This is a genomic window from Mycobacterium sp. Panama NTM2 (assembly GCF_054355555.1).
On sequence record NZ_CM135953.1, the window covers coordinates 4,891,367 to 4,903,320 of the forward strand.

At 69.2% G+C, this 11,954-nt stretch carries 10 protein-coding genes and 1 tRNA gene; 4 read left to right on the top strand and 7 right to left on the bottom strand.

Translation table 11 applies throughout. The features are described 5' to 3' along the window. Positions 1-3 precede the first annotated feature (3 nt). Together ACXYX3_RS23430 and ACXYX3_RS23435 are read left to right on the top strand one after the other, a co-directional pair. Positions 4-726: a glycosyltransferase family 2 protein gene (locus ACXYX3_RS23430; RefSeq protein ID WP_458612197.1), complete on the top strand. Its 723-nt coding sequence runs from the start codon at positions 4-6 to the stop codon at positions 724-726. Continuing rightward, positions 723-1,082, top strand: a complete 360-nt coding sequence (locus ACXYX3_RS23435; RefSeq protein ID WP_458609201.1) for a DUF2304 domain-containing protein — start codon at positions 723-725, stop codon at positions 1,080-1,082. Before ACXYX3_RS23430 ends, ACXYX3_RS23435 begins: the two co-directional genes overlap by 4 nt. On the opposite strand, the gene ACXYX3_RS23440 is transcribed toward ACXYX3_RS23435, so the two are convergent. Next, a complete protein-coding gene (locus ACXYX3_RS23440) occupies positions 1,061-1,999 on the bottom strand; it encodes an NAD-dependent epimerase/dehydratase family protein (RefSeq protein WP_241204596.1) in 939 nt (312 codons plus the stop codon). The two genes, ACXYX3_RS23435 and ACXYX3_RS23440, sit on opposite strands and share 22 nt — an antisense overlap. Here ACXYX3_RS23440 and ACXYX3_RS23445 point away from each other — a divergent pair. Continuing rightward, positions 1,965-3,806, top strand: coding sequence for a hypothetical protein (locus ACXYX3_RS23445; RefSeq protein WP_458609202.1), 1,842 nt, complete (start codon positions 1,965-1,967; stop codon positions 3,804-3,806). The genes ACXYX3_RS23440 and ACXYX3_RS23445 overlap by 35 nt on opposite strands. Positions 3,807-3,809: 3 nt before the next feature. Here the strand turns inward: ACXYX3_RS23445 and ACXYX3_RS23450 are convergent, their stop codons facing one another. The 3 genes from ACXYX3_RS23450 to ACXYX3_RS23460 all read right to left on the bottom strand — a co-directional run bounded on the left by ACXYX3_RS23450 (position 3,810) and on the right by ACXYX3_RS23460 (position 6,017). Next, positions 3,810-4,616, bottom strand: a complete 807-nt coding sequence (locus ACXYX3_RS23450) for a carbon-nitrogen hydrolase family protein (RefSeq protein WP_458609203.1) — start codon at positions 4,614-4,616, stop codon at positions 3,810-3,812. A 52-nt stretch (positions 4,617-4,668) separates the two neighbouring features. Further along, positions 4,669-4,744, bottom strand: a tRNA-Thr gene (locus ACXYX3_RS23455). A 61-nt stretch (positions 4,745-4,805) separates the two neighbouring features. Next, positions 4,806-6,017 (bottom strand): DNA polymerase III subunit delta', encoded by a 1,212-nt coding sequence (locus ACXYX3_RS23460; RefSeq protein WP_458609204.1) that lies wholly within the window; start codon positions 6,015-6,017, stop codon positions 4,806-4,808. Between the two features lie 49 nt (positions 6,018-6,066). On the opposite strand from ACXYX3_RS23460, the gene ACXYX3_RS23465 reads away from it, so the two are divergent. Further along, positions 6,067-7,704: an adenylate/guanylate cyclase domain-containing protein gene (locus ACXYX3_RS23465; RefSeq protein WP_241204602.1), complete on the top strand. Its 1,638-nt coding sequence runs from the start codon at positions 6,067-6,069 to the stop codon at positions 7,702-7,704. A gap of 122 nt (positions 7,705-7,826) precedes the next feature. Here ACXYX3_RS23465 and topA read toward each other — a convergent pair whose 3' ends face one another. From topA to ACXYX3_RS23480, 3 genes are all read right to left on the bottom strand, one after another. Next, complete coding sequence (gene topA, locus ACXYX3_RS23470; protein WP_458609206.1) at positions 7,827-10,637, bottom strand: type I DNA topoisomerase; 2,811 nt, start codon at positions 10,635-10,637, stop codon at positions 7,827-7,829. 155 nt (positions 10,638-10,792) lie between these two features. Beyond that, on the bottom strand, positions 10,793-11,386 hold the full coding sequence (locus ACXYX3_RS23475) for a hypothetical protein (protein ID WP_241204604.1): 594 nt from the start codon (positions 11,384-11,386) through the stop codon (positions 10,793-10,795). A 137-nt stretch (positions 11,387-11,523) separates the two neighbouring features. Further along, a complete protein-coding gene (locus ACXYX3_RS23480; RefSeq protein WP_006243848.1) occupies positions 11,524-11,727 on the bottom strand; it encodes a cold-shock protein in 204 nt (67 codons plus the stop codon). Between the last annotated feature and the right edge of the window lie 227 nt (positions 11,728-11,954).

Consider the following 11,954-nt stretch of genomic DNA (forward strand, 5'->3'; position numbering starts at 1 on the left):
CCCATCGTCACCTCGGACCCCTCTTCGAACGGCACGGACCAGCGCTCCCGCGACGTGTGGATCGTGATCCCCGCCTACCGTGAAGCGACCGTGATCGAGCAGGTCATCGGTGACGTGCTCGCGGTGTTCGCCAACGTGGTCTGCGTCGACGACGGCAGTACCGACGGCACCGGGGACCTCGCGTTGCGCGCCGGCGCCCACGTCCTCACCCACCCGGTCAATCTCGGTCAGGGCGCGGCCATCCAGACCGGCGTCGAATACGCCCGCGCCCGGCCCGGAGCCGCGCTGTTCGCGACGTTCGACGCGGACGGGCAGCACCGGGTCGACGACGTCGTCGCGATGATCGACCACCTGCGCGCCGGTGACGCCGACCTGGTCCTGGGCAGCCGCTTCACCGGCGGCCCGACCCAGACCCCGCTGCTCAAGCGCATGATCCTGAAGGCGGTGGCCACCCTGAGCCGCCGCAACCGCAGGCTGGGGCTGACCGACGCCCACAACGGGCTGCGGGTGTTCAACCGGCGCGTCGCCGACGATCTCGACCTGACGATCAGCGGCATGGGGCACGCCGGCGAATTCATCGCGCTGGCCGACGAAAAAGGATGGCGGGTGGCCGAGGTCCCCGTCGACATCCGCTACACGGACTACTCGAAGGCCAAGGGCCAACCGTTGCTCAACGGGGTCAACATCGTGTTCGACGGCCTGCTGCGCAGGAGGACGACCCGGTGAACTGGATTCAGGTTCTGCTGATCGCGTCGGTGCTCGCGCTGCTGGTCTACCTGTTGCGCTCGCGCTCCAGCGCCCGCTCGAAGGCGTGGGTGAAGGTCGGCTACGTACTGTTCGTGATCGCCGGCATCTACGCGATCCTGCGCCCCGACGACACCACCGTCGTCGCCAACTGGCTCGGCGTGGACCGCGGCACCGATCTGCTGGAGTACGTGCTGATCATCGCGTTCGCCTTCACGACGCTGTCGACCTACATGCGCTTCAAGGACATCGAGGCCAAGTACACCCGGCTCGCCCGCGCGGTCGCGCTGCAGAACGCACGCGAACCCGGTGAGGGTCAGATCTCCTCACGGAAGTAGTCCACGGTACGGGCGACCCCGTCGCGCAGCCGAACCTGCGGCTGCCAGCCGAGCACCGCGCCCGCGCGGCCGTTGTCCAGGCAGGACCGGCGCACGTCGCCCAGCCGCGGCGGGAGGAACTCGGGCTCGTCGGATGCTCCCGCGGCGCGCGCGATCTCGGTGTGCAGCTGCCGCGTGGAGGTCTCCACACCGGTGCCGATGTTGAACCGCTGCCCGCTGCCGGCCTCCCCCGAGGCGCGCACGAACGCGTCGACGACGTCGTCGACGAACACGTAGTCGCGCGTGTCGGTGCCGTCCCCGAAGATCTTGGTCGGCCGCCCGGCGAGCAACGCTCGGGAGAAGATCGCGACGACGCCGGCCTCGCCGTGCGGATCCTGGCGCGGCCCGTACACGTTGGCGGGCGCGATGTGGCTGCAGTCCAGGCCGTAGAGGTTGCGGAACATGCCGAAGTACACCTCACCGCAGACCTTGCTGGCCGCATAGGGCGATGCGGGGTCGAGAGGGTTGTTCTCGTCGGTGGGATAGCGGGGCGTGGCGCCGTAGACCGACCCACCCGATGAGGTGTGCACGATCTTGCGGACGCCGGCCAGCCGGGCCGCCTCGGCGAGGCGCACCGTCCCGACGACGTTGACACTGGAATCGAACACCGGCTCGGTGACCGAGCGGCTCACCGAGATCTGGGCGGCCAGGTGGAAGACGACCTCCGGCTTGACGTCGGCCAGCAGCGCCACCAGGTCGGCGTCGACGATGTCGGCCTTGACGAAGTCGAAGGTGTCGTGCCGCTCGGCCGGGCCCAGATTCTCACTGCGGCCCGAGCTCAGATCGTCGAGTCCGACCACCGAGTGGCCTTCGGCCAACAACCTGTCGACCAGTGTCGATCCGATGAAACCCGCCGCCCCGGTGACCAGTGTGCGCATCGGGTCACCATACCGGCGGCGTCCTCGGTTTCCGCGCATCCGTACAGTCGCAGGCGACATGAGATGGGTCGCGCGCGCCGCCGTCGCCGTCATCGCGCTGCACCTGGCCGTGCGGGCGGTGCTCGCGTTCGGCGGCTACTTCTACTGGGACGATCTGATCCTCGTGGGCCGCGCCGGCACCCAGCCGCTGCTGTCGCCGGGCTACCTGTTCGACGACCACGACGGGCACGTCATGCCGGGCGCGTTCCTGGTGGCCGGTCTGATCACCCGGGTCGCGCCGCTGAACTGGATCGGCCCGGCCATCAGCCTGGTGGTGCTGGCGCTGGTGGCGTCGGTGGCGCTGCTGCGCGCACTGCACGTGATCCTCGGATGGCGGCCGGCGCTGCTGGTTCCGTTGACGTTCGCGCTGTTCACCCCGTTGGCGGTGCCCAGTTTCGCGTGGTGGGCGGCCGGGCTGAATTCGCTGCCGATGGTCGCGGCGCTGGCGTGGGTGTGCGCCGATGCGATCCAGCTGGTGCGGACGGGCGCCGTCCGCTACGCGGTCACCGGGACAGCGGTGTTCTTCGGCGGGCTGCTGTTCTTCGAGAAGGCGGCGATCATCCCGTTCGCGGCGTTCGCGATCACCGCGGTGTACGGACACGTGACCGCCGAAGCGACTGTGCCGCAGGTGTGGCGCCGCGGCCGACACCTGTGGCTGTCCTGCCTGGCGCTGACCGTGGCGTGGGTCGGGGTGTACATCGCGGTGGTCGATCAGCAGCGGTGGAGTTTCGACCTGGCGATGACCTGGGATCTGCTGTGGCGGTCGGTGACCCACGGCATCGTGCCGGGACTGGTCGGCGGGCCGTGGGAGTGGCAACGCTGGGCGCCGGCCTCGCCGTGGGCCACCCCGCCGGTGGCCGTCATGGCGCTCGGGTGGGTGGCGCTCGCGACGGTGGCGGTGCTGACCGTGCGCCGTCGCCGCAGGCTGGGCCCGGTGTGGGCGGTCGCCCTGGGTTACGCGGTGGCCTGCCAGGTTCCCATCTATCTGATGCGATCGTCTCGGTTCACCGCGCTCGAACTCGCGCAGACGCTGCGCTATCTGCCCGACCTGGTGGTGGTGCTGACGCTGCTCGCCGCGATCGGGGTCCTGGCGCCGGCGCGGCATGACTCGCCTCGGTGGTCGCGTCCCCTCGTCGCCTGCGGCGCACTGCTTTTCGTGGCCGGCAGCCTGTACTCGACGTCCACGTTCCTGACGAGCTGGCGCGACAATCCGACCCGCGGGTATCTGGTCAATGCCCGTGCCGGACTGGCGGCGGCCAGGGCCGCCTCGAGCGCACCGATGTTGGACCAGGAGGTCGATCCGCTGGTGCTCCAGCGGGTGGCGTGGCCGGAGAACCTGACCTCGCACATGTTCGCACTGCTGCCGGACCGTCCCGAATTCAGCTCGGCGACAACAGATCCGAGAATGCTCGATTCGTCGGGACGGGTCGTCGACGCACTCGTCACCTGGGTGCGCAGCATCCGGCCCGGCCCCGACCCCCGCTGCGGCTACCTGGTGCAGCCCGACTTCCCCGCCCGCATGCCGCTCGACGGACCGCTGCTACCCGCGGACTGGACGGTGGAGCTCAATTACCTTGCCAATTCCGATGGTTCGATCCTGGTGCGGCTCAGCGAGGGAGACGAGGTCAAGGTGCCGGTGCGGCCCGGGCTGAACCGGGTGTTCGTCCGGCTGCCCGGTGCCGGCGACGCGATCACCGTGCGCGCCAACACCGCCGCCTTGTCGGTGTGCGTGGCCTCCGGCCCCGTCGGCTTCCTCGCCCCGCGCTGACCCTCAGCGTTCGACCACGGTGAAGCGGCGCAACCTCAACGCCGGGTTCTTCTCGCGCACCCGCTCGATGCGGTCGGCAGTCAGCTGTGCCGACACCACGCCGGCCTCCTCGCCGAGCGAGGCCAGCACGACACCCATCGGGTCGACGATCATGCTGTTGCCGGCGCCATGCGTGCCGCACTGGTCGGCCGCGGCGACGTAGACGGTGTTCTCGATGGCCCGCGCCCGCACCAGCGTGGTCCAGTGGTTCTCCTTCAGCGGACCCGGCACCCACTCCGCGGGGATCAGCACGGCGTCGGCGCCGGCGTCGACCAGGCGCCGGGTCACTTCGGGGAACCTGAGGTCGTAGCAGGTCTGCATGCCGAAGGTGAACGCGCCGACGATGAACGTCTCCGGGGTGTCGATGACTCCGGCCCGCACGACGCGGGATTCGGCGTAGCCGAAGGCGTCGTAGAGGTGCACCTTGCGGTAGGCGGCGGTGACCTTGCCGTCGTTGTCGATGGCCAGCAGCGTGTTGTGGATCTGCTCGGCACTGTCGGTGGTCTCGTTCATGCCGGCGACGACCGTCACGGCCGCGCCCCGGGCCAGCTCCCGCAGCGCCGAGACGAAGGGACCGTCCAGCGATTCGGCCGAGGCGAGGAACCGCTCGTCCATGGCCGGTGCGGTGAACATCGAGTACTCGGGGAACACCACGAGTTCCGCGCCCTGCCTCGCGGCCTCGGTCACGTAGCCGCTGATCACCTCGAGGTTGGCGTCCTTGTCCTCACCGGGCGCGTACTGCGCAACGGCGACAGTGACAGGGGTCGTCAAGGGTCACTCCCATCTGCGGAGTCAGCGGACGACGGGCCTAGCGAGTATCACGTGGAGCCGCCTGGGGGAATCGAACCCCCGACCTATTCATTACGAGTGAATCGCTCTACCGACTGAGCTAAGGCGGCCTGGTCGGGCGGGACGAGTCTACGGCAGGGCACGGCGTGCACCCAATTCACCTACACAGGGTCAGCCCCGTAGCGCCTGCCCCACCGTGCCCACCATGGCGTCGACGGCGAATTTCGGCTTCACGTTGACCGCCAGCGCCTCCCGGCATTCCAGCACCGCCTCGATGCAGCGCAGCAGCGCCGACGGAGACGCGTGCGCCGCCATCGCGGCCACCTTCTCCGCCATGTCGGGGTGATTGGGCGCGATGTCCGAGGCGCCCGAGGCGATCAGCAGCGCGTCCCGGAAGTACGTGGCGAGATCGATCAGCGCCCGATCCAGTGCGTCCCGCGACGCGCGGGTCTGGCGGGACTTCTGCCGCTTCTCCAGATCCTTGAGTGCGCCGGCCGCGCCGCGCATCGTGCCCGCGGTGCCTTTCCCGGTGCCGCCCGCGCCCAGTGCGGTGCGCAGCTCCTCGACCTCTTCCTCATTGCGGTCCACGGTCAGCGCCTTGGCCTCCGCCTCGGCGGTGAGCACCAACTCCTCGGCCGCGGCGTACGCCCGCGACGGGGTCGCCGCTTCCCGCGCGAGACCCAGTGCCCGTCGGCGCCGCTCCCGGGCCTGCTCGTCCGTCGCCAGCCGGCGGGCGCGGCCGACGTGGCCGCCGCTCACCGACGCTGCCCAGGCCGCCTCGGCCTCCGGCAACCCGTCGCGCTCCACCAGCACCTTCGCGATCGCGTCGACCCCCGGGGTGACCAGCGCGATGTGCCGGCACCGGGAGCGCAGCGTGATCGCGATGTCCTCCGGGTCCACCGACGGCGCGCACAGCAGGAACACCGTCGACGGCGGCGGCTCCTCCACCACCTTGAGCAGGGCGTTGGCGGCGCCCTCGGTCAGCCGGTCGGCATCTTCGATGACGACGATCTGCCACCGGCCGGTCCCCGGCCGCCGGGACGCTATCTGCACGATCGTGCGCATCGCGTCCACGCCGATGGACAGCCCCTCCGGGATGATCCTGCGTACATCGGCATGGGTGCCCGCCATCGTGGTGCTGCAGGCGCGGCACTCACCGCAGCCCGGAACGCCGGCGGAGGTGCACTGCAGTGCCGCCGCGAAACACAGCGCAGCCACCGACCGGCCGGACCCCGGCGGGCCGGTGATCAGCCAGGCATGGGTCATCGTGCCCACCTCGCCTGCACCGTTGTGAGCGGAATCACCGCGCGCGGCCCGGGCGGCGGCCGTCAGCTCCGCCTCCACAGCGTCTTGGCCCACCAGACGCGAAAAAACACCCGTCATCGCCGATAACAGTAGTGCTGCGAACCGACACGTCCGTCCCAGAGGCCCCGTGCCCGTCAGCTCCGCCCGATACGGTGATTGCGTGGCTGCCGAAGCGATCGAGGTGGGGCGAATCAGCGCATTCGTCCGCTGGGTCGCGCGCACCCCCTGGCCGGTGTTCACCCTCGGCATGCTGCAGGCCGACATCATCGGCGCCCTTCTGGTGCTCGGCTTCCTCCGATTCGGGCTCCCGCCCGAGGACCGCATCCAGCTGCAGGACCTGCCCACCTCCAACCTGGCGATCTTCCTGGGTTATCTGTTCGTGTCGTTCACCGTGGCGTCCTACCTGACGCTACGCATGCTGATCCCGGTGATGCGCTGGCAGCGCCGCGACATGCTGCTCGGCGACCGCGACCCCGCCGACACCGAGGTCGCCCGCATGCGGGCGCTGCGGATGCCGTTCTACCGCTCGGTGATCAGCGCGACGAACTGGTTGCTCGGCTCGGTGGTGTTCATCGTGGCCAGCTGGCCGGTGGCCAGCAAGTCCGCCCCCGTCGTCGCCGTGGCGACCGGTCTGGGCGCCACCGCGACCGCGATCATCGGCTACCTGCAGTCCGAACGCGTGCTGCGGCCCGTCGCGGTAGCGGCGCTGCGGGGCGGGGTGCCGGAGAAGTTCCACGCCCCCGGCGTCATCCTGCGGCAGGTCCTGACGTGGGTGCTGTCCACCGGAGTGCCGCTGGTGGCCATCCTGCTCGCCCTGGTCGCGAGCAAATTCGAGATCCTCACCGCACCTGCGGACCGGGTGATCACGACGATCCTGCTGCTGGCGATCGTCGCGCTGGTCATCGGACTGTCCAGCACCGTGCTGGTGGCCATGTCGATCGCCGACCCGCTACGTCAGCTGCGCTGGGCGCTGGGCGAGGTGCAGCGCGGTAACTACAACGCCCACATGCAGATCTACGACGCCAGCGAGTTGGGCCTGCTGCAGGCCGGGTTCAACGACATGGTCCGCGATCTGGCCGAACGGCAGCGGCTGCGGGATCTGTTCGGCCGCTACGTCGGCGAGGACGTGGCCCGCCGGGCGCTCGAGCGGGGTACCGAGCTGGGTGGGCAGGAACGCGACGTCGCGGTGCTGTTCGTCGACCTGGTCGGCTCGACGCACCTGGCGGCCACCATCCCGGCCGCCGACGTGGTCAGCCTGCTCAACGACTTCTTCCGCGTCGTCGTCGACACGGTCAACCGGCACGGCGGGTTCGTCAACAAGTTCCAGGGCGACGCCGCGCTGGCGATCTTCGGTGCACCCATCGAACACCCCGATGCGTCCGGGGCCGCGTTGGCGGCCTCCCGCGAGCTCCACGACGAGCTCATCGAAGTGCTGGGCGAGACCGAGTTCGGCATCGGCGTGTCCGCCGGCCGGGCGATCGCCGGCCACATCGGTGCACAGGCCCGCTTCGAGTACACCGTGATCGGCGACCCGGTCAACGAGGCGGCGCGGCTGACCGAGCTGGCGAAGCTGGAGAAAGGGCACGTGCTGGCGTCGGCCATCGCGGTCAGCGAAGCCCTGGACTCCGAGGCCCTGTGCTGGGACGTCGGTGAGACGGTGAACCTGCGCGGCCGTACCGCCCCGACGCAGCTGGCCCGGCCGGTGGGGCTGGTCAGCCCGCCCGAGGTGGAGGTCACCGGCGACGTGTCGAAGTCCTCGCGCTGACTCAGGCTTTCTCTGATTGCCCGACTTCTCATCGCGGCTCGTCCCTCGCCGCTTATCGTCGTCAGGCTTTCTCTTATTGCCCGACTCCTCATCGCGGCTCGTCCCTCGCCGCTTGATCGTCGTCAGGCCTTCTTGGCGGCCTTCTTGGCCGGCGCCTTCTTGGCGGCCTTCTTCGCCGGCGCCTTCTTGGCTGCCTTCTTCTTGACCGGTCCGCGAGCTCGCCTGTCGGCCAACAACTCCGATGCCCGCTCGTCGGTGATCGACATGACGTCGTCGCCCTTGCGCAGGCTGGCGTTGGTTTCGCCGTCGGTGACGTAGGGGCCGAAGCGGCCGTCCTTGATCACCATCGGTTTGCCCGATGCCGCGTCGTTGCCCAGCTCACGCAGCGGCGGCGTCGCCGCACCCTGACGGCCGCGGCGCTTCGGCTCGGAATAGATCTTCAACGCCTCGTCGAGGGTGATGTCGAACATCTGCTCCTCGGTGGCCAGCGACCGAGAGTCGGTGCCCTTCTTCAGATACGGGCCGTAGCGGCCGTTCTGCGCAGTGATCTCATCACCGGTCGCCGGATCGACGCCCACCACCCGCGGCAGCGACAGCAGCTTCAAGGCGTCCTGGAGCGTCACGGTCTCCAAATCCATGGAGCGCAACAACGATCCGGTGCGCGGCTTCGGACCCGTCGGCTTCTTGCCCTTCTTCGCCGTCGACCCGGCATCCGGATCGTCGGGTGGTTCCGGCAGCACCTCGGTGACGTACGGCCCGTACCGGCCGTCCTTGGCCACGATCTCGTGGCCTGTCTCGGGGTCGATCCCCAGTGATCGGCCCTCTTGCGGTGTGGCGAAAAGCTTTTCGGCCAGCTCGAGAGTCAGCTCGTCCGGGGTGAGATCGTCGTTGAGGTTGGCGCGCTGCGGCTTGAGCTCACCCGGGTTGTCCGGATCGTCCACCATGCGCTCGAGATACGGGCCGTTGCGGCCGACTCGGACGTTGACCGCGCGACCCTCGGCGTCGTCGAACAGCTTGATGGAGTTGACGAGTCGCGCGTCGATGTCCTCGAGGTTGCCGCCCACCAGCTTCTTCAGACCGCCGGCGCGCGCGATCGAGCCGTCCACGCCGTGCTCGCCGCCGAAGTAGAAGTTGCTGAGCCAGTTGGTCCTTCGCTCGTTACCCGCCGCGATCTCGTCGAGCTCGTCCTCCATCGCCGCGGTGAAGTCGTAGTCGACCAGCCGCGCGAAATGCTGCTCGAGCAGGCCGATGACGGCGAACGCCACCCACGACGGCACCAGCGCGCTGCCCTTCTTGTGCACGTAGCCGCGGTCCTGGATGGTCTTGATGATCGAGCTGTACGTCGACGGCCGGCCGATGCCGAGGTCTTCGAGCGCCTTGATCAGCGACGCCTCGGTGTAGCGGGCCGGCGGGCTGGTCGTGTGCCCGTCGGCGGTCAGGTCCTTGGCGTCGACGCGCTGGCCCTGCGTCAGGTTCGGCAGCCGGCTCTCGGCGTCGTCGGCCTCACCACCGGCCTGCTCGTCGAGGCTTTCCACGTAGGCCTTGAGGAAGCCCGGGAACGTGATCGTGCGGCCGCTGGCGTTGAAGACGACCTGTTCGCCGCCGGAGGCCTGCCCCGCGATCCGCAGGCTCAGCGTGGTGCCGCGCGCATCGGCCATCTGGGAGGCCACGGTGCGCTGCCAGATCAGCTCGTAGAGCCGGAACTCGTCGGTGTCCAGCGCGGCGTGCAGCTGCCCCGGCGTGGCGAACACGTCGCCGGCGGGCCGGATGGCCTCGTGCGCTTCCTGGGCGTTCTTCACCTTGCGGGTGTACTGGCGCGGCGACGGATGCACGTACTCCTCGCCGTAGAGCTGCTGGGCCTGCGTGCGGGCCGCGTTGATGGCCGACTGCGACAGCGTGGTCGAGTCGGTACGCATGTAGGTGATGTAGCCGTTCTCGTACAGCCGCTGGGCGATGCTCATCGTGCGCTCGGAGGAGAACCGCAGCTTGCGGCCGGCCTCCTGCTGCAGCGTCGAGGTCATGAACGGTGGGTAGGGGCGGCGGGTGTAGGGCTTCTGCTCGACCGAGGACACCTGCAGCTGGGCCCCGCGCAAGCCGCCGGCCAGAGCATTCGCGGCGGATTCGTCGAGAACGAGCACCTCGTCGGGCTTCTTCAGCCCACCGAGGGAGTCGAAATCGCGGCCGGTCGCCACGCGCCTTCCGTCGACGGTGTTGAGCTTGGCGGTGAACGTCGGAGGCGTGGCGTTCGCGTCGGAGACGCTGGCGTCGAGCTCGGCGGAGACATCCCAGTAGCCGGCGCTGCGGAACGCCATGCGCTCGCGCTCGCGCTGCACGATGATGCGGGTCGCGACGGACTGCACCCGGCCGGCCGAGAGCTTGGGGGCGACCTTCTTCCACAGCACGGGGCTGACCTCGTAGCCGTAGAGACGGTCGAGGATGCGGCGGGTCTCCTGGGCGTCGACCAGCGCGTTGTCCAGGTCGCGTGGATCTTCCGCGGCGGCGCGGATCGCCGGCTCGGTGATCTCGTGGAACACCATGCGCTTGACCGGGATGCGCGGCTTCAGGGTCTCCAGCAGGTGCCAGGCGATGGCCTCGCCTTCGCGGTCACCGTCCGTGGCGAGATAGAGCTCGTCGACGCCTTTGAGCAGGTCCTTCAGCTCGGCAACCGTGCTCTTCTTCTCCGGGCTGATGATGTAGAGCGGCTCGAAGTTCTCGTCGACGTTCACCCCGAGCCGGGCCCACGGCTCCGACTTGTACTTCGCCGGGACGTCCGCGGCGTTGCGCGGCAGGTCGCGGATGTGTCCACGGGACGACTCGACGATGTAGTTCGACCCGAGATAGCCGGCGATTTTGCGCGCCTTGGTGGGCGACTCGACAATGACGAGCCGCCTAACCCTGCCGTTTCCACCGCGGTCGCGGTCTCCGTCAGCCACCTATCCCGTTCACTATCTCGACTCCTACTACTTCTTCTCTGTACCGCCGGCAGGCTCACACATCGCTGCGCCACCCGGCCCCGGCACCGATCAATTTCGCACCCTGCGCGTGCCGACGCAAACCGGCTCCCCGCCGGACGAGCGTCCGCCGGCCGTCAGATCCGTGGCCATGACGCCAACGCCTGGGCGTCCTCCGGAGGTTCCCCCACGTTCTCTACCAGGCGCGACAGCCGGCGTCGGCCACTGATCCGCAGCGCCGGCCGCGAACCCCGGGTCCCGATCAGCGTCGGCGCAATCCCGACCCGCATCATCGCCGACGCGAGCACCGAATGCGTGTCCGGCGCGTGCGGATCCAACCCGAGCAGATAGCGGTCATCGGCTTCCGGAGTACCCGCTGCCAGCGTCCACGCGCGCAGCTCGCGCGGCCCGGGCAGCCATTGCGGCGGCACGGTCTTGACCGCACCGCGCGTCCACTCCAGCGCGATCGGAGTCAACCGGGCATCGACCGCGGTCCGGACCAGAGGCGTGTTCTCGTCGGTGCGGGAGATCTCGGGCGACAGTCCCGCGTCGGCGATCATCTCGGCCAGCGCCTCGGCGCGCCACGGCCGGTCCACGACCACCGACAGGCGCGCGGCCTGCCCCTGCGCACCGGCGACCAGTACGGCCTGACCCGGTCCGGCCAGCATCCCCGTCAGGTCGGCGATGGCCGGTGGCACCGACTCAGCCGAGAAGAAGGACAGCTGGCTCACACAGATGACAGTAGGCCAGCCAGGCAGCATCACCGCGGATGCCGGCGGGGACGCGGCGCCGCGGTGATGACCTGATGCGAAAACACCCCCGCGCCGCCGGCGGGCGGTGACGCGGGGGTGCCAGGTCTTAAGGTGACTCAGACGGCGCGAACGCCGGTGGCCTGCGGCCCCTTGGGGCTCTGGCCGACCTCGAACTCGACCTTCTGGTTCTCTTCCAGGGTGCGGAAGCCGGAACCCTGGATCTCCGTGTAGTGGACAAAAACGTCAGCGGAGCCGTCCTCGGGGGCGATGAAGCCGAAGCCCTTCTCCGCGTTGAACCACTTCACAGTTCCCTGTGGCATCTTTCGTAATTTCCTTCTCTGTGTTTCACCGGGTGCGGCCCGCCGTCTTTCGGCAGACCGGGCCCGTTCCGACCGCCATACCTTCGTGGAGTGCTCGGAACTCGACCCGACCTACAACCCTCGCAGGAACCGCGATCGCAACGTTGTTCCTGCGAGTGCGTATACACGAACACAGAAGCTGCGACCGCGGTAAGTCAACCATGAACAGCGCTGCTGCGACAGTCCGA